This window comes from Streptomyces sp. HUAS YS2, assembly GCF_033343995.1.
Lineage (GTDB): Bacteria > Actinomycetota > Actinomycetes > Streptomycetales > Streptomycetaceae > Streptomyces > Streptomyces solicathayae.
Map to the genome: position 1 here is coordinate 7,348,000 of NZ_CP137573.1, position 13,784 is coordinate 7,361,783.

Annotated in this window: 18 protein-coding genes, 1 pseudogene and 1 riboswitch; of the genes and pseudogenes, 7 read left to right on the plus strand and 12 right to left on the minus strand. The window is 71.4% G+C overall.

What is annotated here, in order from left to right; genetic code table 11:
- Positions 1-114: 114 nt before the first annotated feature.
- The gene (locus R2D22_RS33550) at positions 115-594 is read left to right on the plus strand and encodes an excalibur calcium-binding protein (RefSeq protein WP_318108913.1); all 480 of its coding nucleotides are present in this window, start codon (positions 115-117) and stop codon (positions 592-594) included.
- A gap of 20 nt (positions 595-614) precedes the next feature.
- Here the strand turns inward: R2D22_RS33550 and R2D22_RS33555 are convergent, their stop codons facing one another.
- Together R2D22_RS33555 and R2D22_RS33560 are read right to left on the minus strand one after the other, a co-directional pair.
- Complete coding sequence (locus R2D22_RS33555; protein ID WP_318108915.1) at positions 615-1,148, minus strand: PadR family transcriptional regulator; 534 nt, start codon at positions 1,146-1,148, stop codon at positions 615-617.
- A gap of 44 nt (positions 1,149-1,192) precedes the next feature.
- Entirely contained in the window at positions 1,193-3,244 is a 2,052-nt protein-coding gene (locus R2D22_RS33560) for an oxidoreductase (protein WP_318108917.1), read from the minus strand.
- A 257-nt stretch (positions 3,245-3,501) separates the two neighbouring features.
- On the opposite strand from R2D22_RS33560, the gene R2D22_RS33565 reads away from it, so the two are divergent.
- Both R2D22_RS33565 and R2D22_RS33570 read left to right on the plus strand, forming a co-directional pair.
- Positions 3,502-3,972, plus strand: a complete 471-nt coding sequence (locus R2D22_RS33565; protein ID WP_318108919.1) for a nuclear transport factor 2 family protein — start codon at positions 3,502-3,504, stop codon at positions 3,970-3,972.
- 207 nt (positions 3,973-4,179) lie between these two features.
- Positions 4,180-4,626 (plus strand): DUF3592 domain-containing protein, encoded by a 447-nt coding sequence (locus R2D22_RS33570; RefSeq protein WP_318108921.1) that lies wholly within the window; start codon positions 4,180-4,182, stop codon positions 4,624-4,626.
- Positions 4,627-4,857: 231 nt separating this feature from the next.
- On the opposite strand, the gene R2D22_RS33575 is transcribed toward R2D22_RS33570, so the two are convergent.
- From R2D22_RS33575 to R2D22_RS33585, 3 genes are all read right to left on the minus strand, one after another.
- Positions 4,858-5,007: a hypothetical protein gene (locus tag R2D22_RS33575; RefSeq protein WP_318108922.1), complete on the minus strand. Its 150-nt coding sequence runs from the start codon at positions 5,005-5,007 to the stop codon at positions 4,858-4,860.
- Between the two features lie 138 nt (positions 5,008-5,145).
- Entirely contained in the window at positions 5,146-5,559 is a 414-nt protein-coding gene (locus R2D22_RS33580; protein WP_318108923.1) for a hypothetical protein, read from the minus strand.
- A gap of 57 nt (positions 5,560-5,616) precedes the next feature.
- Entirely contained in the window at positions 5,617-6,132 is a 516-nt protein-coding gene (locus R2D22_RS33585; protein ID WP_318108925.1) for a hypothetical protein, read from the minus strand.
- A 256-nt stretch (positions 6,133-6,388) separates the two neighbouring features.
- Here R2D22_RS33585 and R2D22_RS33590 point away from each other — a divergent pair, with 256 nt between their 5' ends.
- From R2D22_RS33590 to R2D22_RS33605, 4 genes are read left to right on the plus strand one after another with little or no spacing between them, the layout of a single operon-like run.
- Entirely contained in the window at positions 6,389-6,697 is a 309-nt protein-coding gene (locus tag R2D22_RS33590) for a hypothetical protein (protein WP_318108927.1), read from the plus strand.
- Positions 6,698-6,726: 29 nt separating this feature from the next.
- Entirely contained in the window at positions 6,727-7,152 is a 426-nt protein-coding gene (locus R2D22_RS33595; RefSeq protein WP_318108929.1) for a hypothetical protein, read from the plus strand.
- A 60-nt stretch (positions 7,153-7,212) separates the two neighbouring features.
- Positions 7,213-7,770 carry an SMI1/KNR4 family protein gene (locus R2D22_RS33600; RefSeq protein WP_318108931.1) on the plus strand — a complete coding sequence of 186 codons (558 nt, stop codon included), beginning with the start codon at positions 7,213-7,215 and terminating at the stop codon, positions 7,768-7,770.
- Positions 7,771-7,788: 18 nt separating this feature from the next.
- Positions 7,789-8,310, plus strand: a complete 522-nt coding sequence (locus R2D22_RS33605; protein WP_318108932.1) for a hypothetical protein — start codon at positions 7,789-7,791, stop codon at positions 8,308-8,310.
- 25 nt (positions 8,311-8,335) lie between these two features.
- Here the strand turns inward: R2D22_RS33605 and R2D22_RS33610 are convergent, their stop codons facing one another.
- The 7 genes and pseudogenes from R2D22_RS33610 to dhaK all read right to left on the minus strand — a co-directional run bounded on the left by R2D22_RS33610 (position 8,336) and on the right by dhaK (position 13,646).
- The gene (locus R2D22_RS33610) at positions 8,336-9,211 is read right to left on the minus strand and encodes an ATP-binding cassette domain-containing protein (protein WP_318108934.1); all 876 of its coding nucleotides are present in this window, start codon (positions 9,209-9,211) and stop codon (positions 8,336-8,338) included.
- On the minus strand, positions 9,208-9,957 hold the full coding sequence (cbiQ, locus tag R2D22_RS33615; protein ID WP_318108936.1) for a cobalt ECF transporter T component CbiQ: 750 nt from the start codon (positions 9,955-9,957) through the stop codon (positions 9,208-9,210). The genes R2D22_RS33610 and cbiQ overlap by 4 nt, the downstream gene beginning before the upstream one ends.
- A gap of 267 nt (positions 9,958-10,224) precedes the next feature.
- A pseudogene (locus R2D22_RS33620) lies at positions 10,225-10,581 on the minus strand (energy-coupling factor ABC transporter substrate-binding protein); the annotation flags it as partial.
- Positions 10,581-11,291 (minus strand): energy-coupling factor ABC transporter permease, encoded by a 711-nt coding sequence (locus R2D22_RS33625; RefSeq protein ID WP_318108937.1) that lies wholly within the window; start codon positions 11,289-11,291, stop codon positions 10,581-10,583. The pseudogene R2D22_RS33620 and the gene R2D22_RS33625, both read right to left, overlap by 1 nt.
- 29 nt (positions 11,292-11,320) lie before the next feature.
- Positions 11,321-11,515, minus strand: a riboswitch (cobalamin riboswitch).
- A gap of 90 nt (positions 11,516-11,605) precedes the next feature.
- Positions 11,606-12,025, minus strand: a complete 420-nt coding sequence (locus R2D22_RS33630) for a PTS-dependent dihydroxyacetone kinase phosphotransferase subunit DhaM (RefSeq protein ID WP_318108938.1) — start codon at positions 12,023-12,025, stop codon at positions 11,606-11,608.
- A complete protein-coding gene (gene dhaL, locus R2D22_RS33635; RefSeq protein ID WP_318108940.1) occupies positions 12,022-12,645 on the minus strand; it encodes a dihydroxyacetone kinase subunit DhaL in 624 nt (207 codons plus the stop codon). The genes R2D22_RS33630 and dhaL overlap by 4 nt, the downstream gene beginning before the upstream one ends.
- Positions 12,646-12,653: 8 nt before the next feature.
- Positions 12,654-13,646, minus strand: a complete 993-nt coding sequence (dhaK, locus tag R2D22_RS33640; protein WP_318108941.1) for a dihydroxyacetone kinase subunit DhaK — start codon at positions 13,644-13,646, stop codon at positions 12,654-12,656.
- Positions 13,647-13,784 lie beyond the last annotated feature (138 nt).

Genomic DNA, 13,784 nt, shown 5'->3' on the forward strand with positions numbered 1-13,784 from the left:
CTGGGTGGCACGGCCGCCGTCCGGGCCGTTCCCGTTCGGCCTACCGCTCCGTGCCGAGCGCCCGCGCTGCTCGTAGCGTCGAAGCGACAGCCGTACCAAGTGCCGGGAGGCATGATGAACCGCCGCACTGCGGGGGCCGCGATACTCCTGGCCTGCGCGTCCCTCGTTCCAGGGGCAGGTGTCGCCCAGGCGCAGGACCTCGACTGCAGCAACTTCGCCTATCAGGAGGACGCGCAGGCCCAGTTCGACCGTGATCGCGGCGACCCGGACCGCCTCGACGAGGACCGGGGCCAGGACGACGGAGTCGCGTGCGAGTCGCTCCCCCGGAGGAGCACGGCCACCCTGGCGCCGCTGGAGCCCACCGCCGCCCCCGTGACCCCCACGCCGATCCCCGTGACCCCCGCGCCCTTGCCGGTCACCCCCACCGCCGTACCGCTCACCCCCACGGTGATGCCCACGCGTGGAGCCCAGGGCGGCGTCGGTGGAGCCTACGAGCCCACGTCCCTCGAAACCGGCCTAGGACTCGGCCTCGCCGTGGCCTCCGCCCTGGCCGCCGGCGGCTACGCGCTGCGAAGGTTCCGGTCGCGTACCTGACCGTCCGCCGCCCTCCCCGGCTAGCCCGCCAGCTCGCTCAGCGCGTGCGTCAGCCACTCCACCCAGAAGCGCTCCAGGTCGATCCCGCCGCGCAGCACCAGGTGGCGCAGCCGGTCCGGCTCGGTGTCCCGGCGCTCCGGCGGGAAGTCGCGCTGCTCGATCTCCAGGTACTCGTCCAACTGCGCCTGGTGCAGACCGAGATGGCGCTCCAGCTCGTCCCGCAGGCCCACCCCGCCGACCACCGCGGCCGCCCGCAACCGCAGCAGCAGTGCGGAGCGCAGCGGCTTCGGGTCCTCGGTGCGGTCCACCCACCCCGCCAGCTCCGCGCGACCCGCGGGCAGAACCTCGTACTCCTTCTTCTGCCCGCGGGTCGGCGTCTCGGACGGCAGTGCGCGGATGTGTCCCGCCTGTTCCAGCCGGCCCAGCTCGCGATAGATCTGCTGGTGCGTGGCCGACCAGAAGTAGCCGATCGACTTGTCGAAGCGGCGCGTCAGTTCGAGACCCGAGGACGGCTTCTCGAGCAGCGCCGTGAGGATGGCGTGCGGGAGGGACATGCACGCATCCTAGGTTCGGCCGGCGGGTGCGCCCACGGCACGGGTCACAGAGTCGCCGCCAGGCGGGTGCCCTGGTCGATGGCCCGCTTCGCGTCCAGCTCAGCGGCGACGTCCGCGCCGCCGATGAGGTGCGCCTTCCGGCCGGCGGCGACCAGCTCCTCGTACAGGTCGCGGCGCGGCTCCTGGCCGGTGCAGAGCACGACCGTGTCGACGGGCAGCACGCTCGTGGTGCCGTCGATCGTGACGTGCAGGCCCTCGTCGTCGATCCGCTCGTACGTGGCGCCGGCGACCATCGTCACGCCGCGGTGCTTGAGCTCGGTGCGGTGGATCCAGCCGGTGGTCTTACCGAGGCCCGCGCCGACCTTGGAGGTCTTGCGCTGGAGCAGGTGCACCTGGCGCGGCGGCTTCGGCCGCTCGGGGGTGCGCAGCCCGCCGCGCTCCTCGTACGAGGTGTCGACGCCCCACTGGCGGAAGTACGTCTCCGGGTCCTGGCTCGCGCCCTCGCCGCCGTCGGTCAGGAACTCGGCCACGTCGAAGCCGATGCCGCCGGCGCCGAGGATGGCGACCCGCTCGCCGACGTGCGCGCCGTCGCGGAGCACGTCCAGGTAGCCGACGACGCTGGGGTGGTCGACGCCCTCGATCTCCGGGGTGCGCGGGGTGACGCCGGTGGCGACGACGACCTCGTCGTAGCCGGCGAGGAGCTCGGTCGTGGCGTCGGTGTTCAGCCGGACCTCGACGCCCTTGGCCTCCAACTGGACCCGGAAGTAGCGCAGCGTCTCGTTGAACTCCTCCTTGCCGGGCACCTGCTTGGCGACGTTCAGCTGGCCGCCGATCTCACCGCCCCGGTCGAACAGGGTGACCGCGTGGCCGCGGTCCGCCGCGGAGACGGCGCAGGCGAGGCCCGCCGGGCCGGCGCCGACGACGGCGATCCGCTTGACCAGCCGGGTGGGGGAGAGGACCAGCTCCGTCTCGTGGCAGGCGCGCGGGTTCACCAGGCAGGAGGTGATCTTGAGGCTGAAGGTGTGGTCCAGGCAGGCCTGGTTGCAGCCGATGCAGGTGTTGATGGTGTCGGCGCGGTCCGCGGCGGCCTTGGCGACGAAGTCGGGGTCGGCGAGGAAGGGGCGGGCCATGGAGACGATGTCGGCGCGGCCCTCGGCGAGGATCTGCTCCGCGACCTCGGGCGTGTTGATCCGGTTGCTGGTGACCAGCGGCACGGAGACCGCGCCCATCAGCTTCTTCGTGACCCAGGTGTACGCGCCGCGCGGCACGGAGGTCGCGATGGTCGGGATGCGGGCCTCGTGCCAGCCGATGCCGGTGTTGATGATCGTTGCGCCGGCCGCCTCGATCTCCTTGGCGAGCGTGACGACCTCGTCGAGGGTCGAGCCGCCGGGGACCAGGTCCAGCATGGACAGCCGGTAGATGACGATGAAGTCCTCGCCGACCCGCTCGCGGATCCGGCGGACGATCTCCAGCGGGAAGCGGACCCGGTTCTCGTACGAGCCGCCCCAGCGGTCGGTGCGCTGGTTGGTGGCGGAGGCGATGAACTCGTTGATCAGGTAGCCCTCGGAGCCCATCACCTCGACGCCGTCGTACCCGGCGGCCCTGGCCAGCTCGGCGCAGCGGGCGTAGTCCTCGACGGTCTGCTCGACCTCGGCGTCGCTGAGCTCGTTCGGCACGAAGGGGCTGATGGGGGCCTTGAGCGCGCTGGGCGCGACCAGGTTCTCGTGGTACGCGTACCGGCCGAAGTGCAGGATCTGCATCGCGATCCGGCCGCCCTCCGCGTGCACCGCGTCGGTGATCAGCCGGTGCTCGGCCACCTCCTCGTCGGTGGTGAGCTTGGCGCCGCCGTCCCAGGGCCGGCCGGCGTCGTTGGGGGCGATGCCGCCGGTCACGATGAGGCCGACGCCGCCGCGGGCCCGCTCCGCGTAGAAGGCGGCCATCCGCTCGAAGCCGTTCTCGGTCTCCTCGAGACCGACGTGCATGGAGCCCATGAGCACCCGGTTGGGCAGCGTCGTGAACCCGAGGTCGAGCGGGCTCAGGAGCTGCGGGTACGGGTTGGAGCTCTGGGCCGGAGCCTGGGCCGGGGTCGCGGTCATGCTGGGCGCCTCCTCGCGCGGGATCGTCCCCCCAGTTCTAAGGGACCGCGACGTGGTTCTGCAACTAGTTGCAGAAGAATCGCGGCGTGACATGTACTACTCGGTAACCAAGGGGTGGCGGTCCTGGGTGCTCCTCCGACCGGGTCCGACCTGGACCTGTCAGGTCGATCATCTGGTGCAGCGGCTCGGAGCCCGGAACCGGGGGCCCAGCTCGGGTGTGACTGACTCAGCCAGGAGCGACCTGATACAGATTGATCATGAATACTGAAACTCTTGCCCCCATGGAGCGCCTGCTCGCAGAGCGGGCCTGTGAGCGGCTGGTCGTCGAGTTCGTCCACCGGCTCGACCTCGGGGACCCTAGCTCGGTGGCGGACCTCTTCACGCAGGACGGCACCTGGGAATGGCCCGCCGGCGACCGCCGCATCGCGGGTCACGACGCCCTGCGCATCTACTTCGGCAACCGGCCCGCAGACCGACTGTCACGCCGTATATGCACCAACATCCTGGTCACCGTGACCTCTGCGGAAACCGCCTCCGCCACCACCTACTTCACCACATACCGTGTCGACGGCTACAGCGAGGGACTCGTACCACCACGACCCCCGGTTCAGGTGGGGCACTACGAAGACACGTTCCGCAAGGTGGACGACACCTGGCTGCTCACCACGCGGACGCTCTTCCTCTCCTTCGCAGGTCCCACGGAACGCCTCGACAGGCCCGAACAGTGATGAGAACGACTCCCGGTCGACAGCTCTGTCACCAGCCGCAAAGACAGTGTTCTGTTGGGGTGTCCGGCTGAACCTCGCCCCAGGTACTGTGCCCGGCCCCGTGCCGCGGCCGCTCTCGTGACGGAACCAGGGACAACGGCGCTGCGTGTCAAGCAGCGGGACCGAGCACACACAAACGAGTACCAGAGCGGCTGGGGGGCGACGACGATGCAGATCCTGCCGGGTGGCACACCGACGTTCCTGCTGCTCTTCGGACTCTTCGCCGGCTTCTTCGCCGTGCGGTCGGCGCTGCGCTTCACCCGGGTCCTGCGGCTCGTACGCCTCTGGGCTCGGGCGGATGGGTGGTGCGCGGAGCGCCGGGTCCAGGAACGGTCCGGCATGGACAACTCGTACGCCACCGAGTACGTCTACGCCTTCCGCACCCCGGACGGCCGCGAGATCCGCTTCACCGACCCCTCACCAAGCGCCTTCGGCTTCGAGGAGGGGGCGCCGGTACGGGTGTCGTACGACCCGGCGGCCCCCGAGAAGCTGGCGACGATCGCCGGCCCGGGGGCCTGGCGCGCGCTGGTCATCCCGGCCGTCCTGGCGGTCTTCATCGGGCTGATGACGCTGCTGCTGCTCTGGGGGTTCGGAGCGTCCCACGACTGGTGGTGAGGCCGCAGGCGCTCCTGCCGCAGACCTACGTCAAGGCTCGCCCATGACGACACGGGGGGCATGGTGATCTGGCGGATGCCGAGAACCGCTACAAGTAGCGCAACACCGTCGAACGGGCGATCAACCGCTCAAGCACCCGAGCCGTTGTCACGCGCTGCGCCAAGCGCGGCTACGTCTGCCTCGGCGACCGCCACCGCGGCGTCCGTTGTTACTGGCTCCGAAAGTGATCGCCTACGCGACCCGACAGTAGACATTCAGGCCCTGGCGTCGGGCGCTGATGACGCACCCGTCGCCATACTGGCCGGCGACGAGACGAGGCCCGTCGGCTTCGACGAGGTCGTCGAAGCCGACGCCGGCGATCAGGCACTCCCACTCGATCACAGCCTCTTCGGGATCGAAGTTGCCGAAGGAGAGCGACTCGAATGCGCGTAGCGGCCCGGTCTGACGAACCAGAGCTGCTGATGATGCTCACCCAGCGATCATGCCGAACCGCCCACGACCATGATCGGTCGGAAGGCGCTAAGCCTCCGGCGACGCCTCCGGCGTGGCGGCGAGCTTGTCGAGTTCCCGCATGGCCTCGGAGTGGGCGCTCATGCGGCGGCTCACCGTACCGATCGTGAAGAGCGTGACCCCGGCGGCGGTCGGGGGCAGGGAGAGCCCGAGCACGGCCAGTGCCTCGGGCCAGTCGCGTTCGTTCTCGCACCAGTCGTGTCGGTACACACCCTCGTTGGCCGTGCCGAGGTCCGTGAACAACCGCGATTCGCACTCCTCGGGGTGCCGGTCGTCGGGCTTCCGGTCCACCTCGTACGGGGTCAGGAGCAGCAGGAATCCCCATGCCCACAGGAGCGCGGCCAAGGACAACAGCCCGATGCCCCAGGCGCGCGTGCGACTGGCCCGGTCGCGGAAGTCGAGGTCGTACTCACGTGATCGCATGGCGGCCGAATCTAGCAGCGCCCGCATGACCGAAGATCGGCCACGTAGCCGAAGAGGCTACGGGGCCACACGCCGGTCGTCGCAGCGGCGGTCGGGACGGGGCGGGTTCTGATGCGCGACGGCATCGGCCCAGCGCGCACGCGCGGCGGTCAGGTCATTGTCGGCGGACGTCGCGAACCAGACCCAGCCGTCGCGGTACTCCGTGGCCTCCTTCAGCCCGACGACGTACCGATGCCCGGGCGCGAGCGGGACGAACGCGTCGTCGTGGCTTCCTGGCACGGGCACTGACCGCCCGATCACCAACGTCGCGCCCGGATCCCCCTTGAGCACGTCATGCACAGTGACCCGCGACAACCGCACGCCGCCGCCGTTGGCGACGTGCGCGTCGACGGTCACGACCGCGACCGTGGCGACGTTACCGGCCTTGTCCCGATCGGTGGCGTCCTCGGGCACACACACCCCGCTGACACCGGAGGCCGCGTCGAGCCCGGCGTACCAGTAGTAGCCACCGGCACCGCCGCCGAGAACGAACAGGACCCCGAGCGCGGCCAGGGAGATACGGGTACGGGTCATGGTGAGCCCCAGAGCGTGGCGTGGTTGGCGTTGCCCATGGGACCGACGCTAGACGCCGCCCCGGCGCCTGACTGCGGGACCTGCGGGACGTCACCCTTCAGGGGACTGGCGCGTCCGTTCTGTCAGCGCGCCGCCCTCGGCCGTGAAGCCGGGCGGTTGAGCGCCGGCCCGCTTCGCAGAAGTCGGTGGTCGGCAGACTCGCGATCCCCCAGACTCAGACGGGTGCAAGCGATCCACCGATCGACGTCGGGGACCCATGACGAGGCTCGAGGCCGAGCCCACCGCGTTCCGGTGGATCTTCCACCGTGAAGACGCCAACGTGTCGATTCGACTGCTGGAGTTGGCCCACAGCAGTGACGACGACAGCGCTGGAAGTGAGATCTGGTCCACCCGGCAGAGCGTCGACGTCGTTGCCAGAGCAGTGGTCCGTTGCTTCGACGGGGTAGTCACGGAGTACGGCGAGAGTGCCTATCGCAGCAAGTGGGGTGGGCATTTCCCCCGCACGGAGCTCGAAACTCTGAGGGCCGCGTGGCGCGCATACCGGTGGGGCATGGGTATCCAGTAGTGGGCTTGGTGGGGACGATTCTCAAGGGCATGAGCCGCGTTCGGTGGCACGAGCTGACTCATGCCTACGGATCCGCAGAAGACGTTCCGGGCCGACTGTCGCGGGTGGCCTGGGGCGACGCCACGACGAGTGCCGATGCGTTGTGTGATCTCGGGCTGTGGCTCGGTGACCTGGCCGTCTTCGACGCGACGGTTGCCGCGGTGCCCTTCCTGTGGGATCTCGCCGTGACCGAATCCGTGGCCACCCGACCCGAAGTGATCGCACTGCTGCAGGCGATCCTCGAACACGGCAGTCAACACATCGACGTGCAACACGCAGCTCACCGATCCGTGCTCAGCGGCGGCGGCGCCGTGGACCTGCTGACCAGCGACAGGGACCCGGCGGTACGAGCGGCGACCCGGGGCCTGGCGGCAGCGATCGACAGCCACACATGCGACGCCTGCCGTGCGGCGTGACGCCTGGCCTGCGCAGCACTGTTGGTCGACTTGTCAGTGGGCTCTGTCAGCATCACGGTCATGACCACCGTTGATGACCTCGTGCAACGCGTTGCCGCCCGGGCCGTATCGGAGAACGAGCAGCTTCCCGCGCCCGTCGGCGACGGGCAGATAGCGGAGGCCGAGGGGCGACTGGGCTTTGCGCTGCATCCGCTGCTGGCCCGCCTCTACCGCGAGGTCGCTGATGGTGGTTTCGGCCCCGACTACCGGCTGTTGCCGTTGCTCGGCCCGGGTTCGAGTGTCGTCGGCGAATACCTCGCGCGACGTGAGGCGTCCGTCGGAGCGGAGCACCCGGAGTGGCCCGAAGGCGTTCTGCCGATTCTGACCTGGGGCTGTGCCATGTATGCCGGCGTCGACTGCCTCAGTGAGGACGGCCAGGTCCTGCTCTTCGAGCCGAATCCGTACAGCGGCGGGTCGTGGGACGAGTGTTGGTTTCTCGACTCCGCCGGTCTGGCCGCGTGGCTGGAGACCTGGCTCGCGGGAGCAGGTTGGTTCGAGGAGGACGCCTTCGACAGGGACGATGTGGCCGAACCACAGCCGTGGGACCGGGCGGCGAGCCGCTTGGCCTCCGGCGTCTGACGGAACGGATCTGGGGTCATGCGGGACGTACTCACCCACGAAGGCAGCGCCTTCATCAACTTCCGGGACCACCCCTTCGCAAGCGCTTCCGCGCATGGGTATCGGTGGGTCGACGTCAAGCGGCTGCGGATGCCTGCGGCGGCGCTGGCAGACCGAGCCCTGCTGGCCGCGCTCATCGGGCACGAGCAGTTCCGGGACGACTACGCGGGCGGGGGAGTCACGTCGGACGGGACGCGGCATGGGCCGTACTGGCTGAGTCGCGTCACGCCCGAGGCGTACGAGCACGTGGGCGCGGACGAGGCCGCGCGGTCGCTGTGGGAGTGGGCGAACCAGTACGAGACCGTCCCCGCCGGACTGGCGGCGGAGCTGCGGAGGGAGGCGATCGACCGGTGGGTCGCGGCGGACCGCGTCTACCGGCTCAGTGGGCTCGGCGAGGAGGACTTCCACGACTGGGGCGGGGTGCACGGGGAGTTCCACGAGTTCGTGGCCGTCGATCGGAAGGCGGGGCGGGTGACGGTGCTGGTCGCGGCCGACGACTGAGGAGGCCGTGGCAGCTTCCGCTGCTTCAGGCGGTGGGGGACTCCCGCGCCGCCCACGCGTCCAGCTCCTCCGCCGTGCGCGGGCCGGGTACGCCGTCCGGGAGCAGGTCGCGCTCTCGCAGCAGGCGGGTCACGGCCATGCCCCAGGGGCGGCGCAGGCGCGCCGCGGCCAGCAGGGCGTCGTCGGCGAGCAGCTCCTCGACCGGGCCCGTGCGCAGGCCGGCGGGGGAGAGCACCGCGGCGTCGTCCGCCCAGCGCAGCGCCAGGTCCACGTCGTGCGTCGCCATCACCACCGTCGTGCCCCCATCCCGTAGCCGGCCCAGGATCTCGAGGAGTCGTTCCTGCCCGTGCGGGTCGAGTCCCGCCGTCGGCTCGTCCATGATCAGCACACGCGGACGCATCGCCACCGCGCCGGCGATCGCCGCCCGCTTGCGCTGCCCGTACGAGAGCAGGTGCGTCGGCCGGTCCTCCAGCGCCGTGATGTCCAGCGCCTCCAACGCTTCGCGGACCCGCAGCCGTACCTCGTCCTCCGGCAGGCCCAGGTTCAACGGCCCGAACGACACGTCCTGACCGACCGACGCGGCGAACAGCTGGTCGTCCGGGTCCTGCACCACCAACTGCACCGTCGTGCGCAGCCGGGTCAGCCCCTTGCGGTCGTACGACACGTCCTCGCCGGCCAGCCGCAGCGCGCCGCGGGCGACCTGCAGGCCGCCGCTCAGCAGGCGCATCAGGGTCGTCTTTCCGCTTCCGTTGCGGCCCAGGAGCGCCATCGCACGCCCGTCCGGCACGGCGAAGTCGATCCCGTCGAAGACCGGCGGACCGTCCTCGTACGCGAACCCCGCCCGCACGAGCTCGACGACCGGGGGCGGAGGGGGCGCTGAGGGGTTGGCTGCGGGTGTCACGGGAGGGACCTTTCCAGTACGAGAGTGAGGGCGACCAGTCCGGTCAGCAGGGCCGCCGTCGCCGCGAGGAACCGGCGCGAGACCGCGGCTTGCGGCACCAGGACCCGCAGCGTGCCGTCGTAGCCGCGCCCGGCGAGACCGGTCTGCAGCCGCTGAGCCCGGTCGAAGGCGCGTACGAACGCGGTCGCGCCGAGGCCGGCCAGCGAACGCCAGGTCGCGGCCCGGGTGGTCAGGCCGAGCCGGGCCGCCTGCGCCTGCCGGATCCGGGAGACCGCGTCCAGGAGCAGGAAGCTGATCCGGTACATCACGAGGGCCACGTCCACGACCGGCGCGGGCACGCCCGCCCCGACCAGCCGGGGCAGCACGTCCGAGACCGGTGTGGTGAACGCGAACAGCAGCACGCCCAGCGAGGCCGCCGAGGTACGCAGCAGCAACTCGCCCGCGTGCACCGGGCCGTCCGGGGCCAGGGCCACGAACGAGCCCGGCCCGCCCACCTGGAACAGCAGCGGCACCGCGCCCGTCACGCAGAACCCCAGCGGGATCCGGAACGCCCGCCACAGCTGACGGGGCGGCACCCCGGCAGGGCCGAGCAGCACGGTCAGCGTCGTGGCGGCGACCAGCAGCGCGCCGGGCCACGGCGGCAGGCACACGGCGCAGAGCGTGAGACCGAAGCCGAGCACGGCCTTGTCGAGAGGATGGCGGCGGCGCCAGCGACTGCTGTGCGCGGCCGCGTCGATCGGCAGCACGGGCGGCGGCTACGCGTCGCCGGTGGACGGCGCCGAGGGCCGGCGGGTGGACGGCGTCGAGGCCCCGTCGGCGGGGGGAGCCGACGGCCCGTCGGCGGACGGCCGGGAGGCGGTGTCGGCAGCGGGCCGCGACAGCCCGTCGGCGGACGGCCGCCGCGACGGCCCCTCCGCGGACGTCCCCGAAGCCCCGGCGGCGGGTACGTCCGTGGCCGCGTTCGCGCGCGCGTCGTCGTCCACGCCCCCGCCCGCGTCCCCATCCACACCCGCGTCCCCGTCCGCACCCGAACCCGCGGCCCCGTCCCGCGTCGCCGAAGCGGCCAGCGCCCTCGCCTCCCCCTGCTTCCGCCCCTTCCGCAGGCCGAAGTAGTACGCGAGCACCCCTGCGCCCATCGCCGCCTGCAGTGAGAACAGCGCGGACTCGACCTCGCCCGACGGAGGCTCGTACAGCGGGCTGAACCAGGGCTCGTAGTCCGGTTCCAGCTCGGTGATCGCCGCCTCGGCCTCCCCGTCCGACCCCGCGAACGGCTGCTCCTTGTGGTCGCCGAGGCCCAGCACCAGCGGCAGGACGGCGAGCGCCGCCACCGTGAGCAGCAGCAACGTGTTGATCTTCGCGTTACGACTCATCACCGGACCACGGCCTCCTTCGTCGTCGCCTTCCCGCCGTCGGTTCCGCCCCGCAGCAGGACGCCGAGCCGAGTCAGTTCACCCTTGCTGGACTGGATCAGGAGCCGCATGACCAGCACGGTCAGCAGCCCCTCGCTGACGGCGAGCGGGATCTGCGTGACGGCGAAGATGGACCCGAACTTCGCGAGCGCTCCGAGGAATCCGGTGCCCTGGTCGGGGAACGCCAGCGCGAGCTGGACGCTGGTGACGCAGTACGTCGTCAGGTCGGCGAAGAACGCGCCGAAGAACACGGTCACCATCAGAGGCACGTCGAAGCGCCGCAGCAGCCGGTAGACCCCGTACCCCGCCCACGGCCCGGCGATCGCCATCGAGAAGACGTTCGCGCCCAGTGTGGTCAGCCCGCCGTGGGCGAGCAGCAGGGCCTGGAACAGCAGCGTGATCGTGCCGAGCACCGCCATGATCGGCGGCCGGAACAGGATCGCGCCGAGCCCGGTGCCGGTGGGGTGCGAACAACTTCCCGTGACGGACGGCAGCTTGAGTGCGGACAGGACGAACGTGAAGGCGCCGGAGGCACCCAGCAGCAGGGTCGACTCGGGATGCGCCTTGACCTCACGGGTCAGGGCACGGACGCCGTGGACGACGAAGGGGGCGGACGCCGCACCCCACGCCGCCGCGTGCAAGGGGGGCAGGTACCCCTCGGCTATATGCATGGTTGGGAGACCCTCTCCAGCACCTCGTGGATGGACAACGCACCTTGGCCGGTCTCCTGGCTGACGGTCATGCCGCCCGGACTCCGCCTTCCCACACCGCAGCGGTTCTCCGCAGCGGTCCAGTGGCTTCCCGCGAGGGATGGAGCCGGACCTCCCGATCACAGTGGCGAGGGCCGCACCGGTACTTCACCGGTTTCCCGTACACCAAGGCCCTGCGACATTAGTGCGTTGACCAGGCGCATCACAACATGGCCGGGTTTCGGCGGTGTCGTCCGGCCGGTGCCCCACGTCGTCCGCCCGCTCCCGTACGCGGGTCACTCCTTGCGGTAGCCGTACGCCTCCGACGCCGCCGCGGTCACCGCGTCCAGGTCCCCGCCGGCGCTCGCCGTGACGAGCGCGGCGACGGCCCCCTCGACGAACGGGGCGTCCACGAGCCGTGCGTCCGGGGGCAGTTCGTCACCCTCCGCGAGCATTGCCTTCACCGTCAGTACAGCGCTGCCGAGGTCGACGAGGAGCGCCACCCCGGCGCCCTCGTCCACCGCCCGCGCCGCCTCCGCGATCAGCTCGGAGCTGGTGCCGAGGCCGCCGTCGGGAGTACCGCCGGCGGCGGCGAGCGCTGCGTACGGGCCGCCGCCGGCGAGTCCCCGGGCCAGTTCGGCCACGGAGTCGGCGACGGCGGCGCTGTGCGAGACGAGCACGATCCCGACCCGGTTCGCGGAGTGATCGCCCGTCACGCGGCCACCTCCGCCAGGGCGCCGATCAGCAGGGCCGAGGACGTCGCCCCCGGGTCCTGGTGCCCGATGCTGCGCTCGCCGAGATAGCTGGCGCGGCCCTTGCGCGCCTGCAGCGGCACGGTGTCCAGGGCGCCCTGCCCGGCGGCGTCCCGGGCCGCCCCGAAGGACTCGGCCAGCGCCGCGACGGCGGGCAGCAGCGCGTCGAGCATCGTCTTGTCCCCGGCCTTCGCCCCGCCGAGCTGCGCGACCGCCGCCACCCCGGCACCCAGCGCTTCGGCGAGCCGCTGCCGGCCCACCGCCGGCTCGTCGCCGAGTTCCTTCCCGGTACGCCGCAGCAGCGTCCCGTACAGCGGACCGGAGGCGCCGCCCACCGTGGAGATCAGCTGCCGCCCGGCCAGTACGAGGACTGCGCCCGGGGTGGCCGGTTCCTCCTTCTCCAGCACGGCCGTGACGGCGGCGAAGCCGCGCTGCAGATTCACGCCGTGGTCGGCGTCGCCGATCGCGGAGTCCAGCTCGGTGAGCCGGCCGGCCTCGCGGTCCACGGCGTCAGCGGCGGCGGTGAGCCAGCGTCGGAAGAACAGGGCGTCGAGTTCGGCATCGTACGAGGTCACGTCGGGCACTCCCCTCCTCACCGGCCCCAGCGCAGGGCGGGCGTCTCCACCGGTGCGTCCCACAGCCGCAGCAGTTCCTCGTCCAGCCGGCACAGGGTCACCGAGCAGCCTGCCATGTCCAGCGAGGTCACGTAGCTGCCGACGAGCGTCCGGGCGACCGGAACCCCGCGTTCGGCGAGCACCCGCTGGACCTCGGCGTTGAACCCGTACAGCTCGAGGAGCGGGGTGGCACCCATGCCGTTGACGAGTACGAGGACGGGGCCGTCCGGTCGCAGGTCCTCCAGGACGGCGTCGACGGCGACGTCGGCGATCTCCCGGGAGGTCATCATGGCGCGCCGCTCGCGCCCCGGCTCGCCGTGGATGCCGATCCCCAACTCGAGCTCGCCCGGCGGCAGATCGAAGGTGGGACTGCCTTTCGCGGGGGTCGTGCAGGCGCTCAGCGCCACGCCGAAGCTGCGCGAACTCGCGTTCACCTGACGCGCGATCGCCTCGACCCGCTCCAGCGGCTGCCCCTCCTCGGCGGCGGCTCCGGCGATCTTCTCCACGAACAGCGTCGCGCCCGTGCCACGCCGGCCCGCCGTGTACAGGCTGTCCGTCACCGCGACGTCGTCGTCCACGAGCACCTTGGCGACCTGGACGCCCTCGTCCTCGGCGAGTTCGGCGGCCATCTCGAAGTTCAACACGTCACCGGTGTAGTTCTTGACGACGAACAACACCCCGGACCCGCTGTCCACCGCGGCGGCTGCCCGCACCATCTGGTCAGGCACGGGCGACGTAAAAATCGCCCCGGGGCACGCGGCGGCGAGCATCCCCGGCCCCACGAACCCGCCGTGCAGCGGCTCGTGCCCGGACCCGCCTCCCGACACCAGCGCGACCTTTCCCTCCACGGGCGCGTCCCGCCGCATCACCACCTGGTTCTCCACGTCGACGGCCAGTTCGGGATGAGCGGCGGCCATCCCCCGCAGGGCATCGGCGACGACGGTCTCGGGGACGTTGATCAGCATCCTCATGGGTACCTCCTGGTGAGACTGGCAGGCAAGCCGCTGAGCTGAGTCTTCGCAGGTCAGAGCAGGTGTGCGAAGGCGCGTCACGGCGCAATTATCGACGCAGGGGAGCGTGCGCGCACCGGTGAACCACCGGTGGGATCC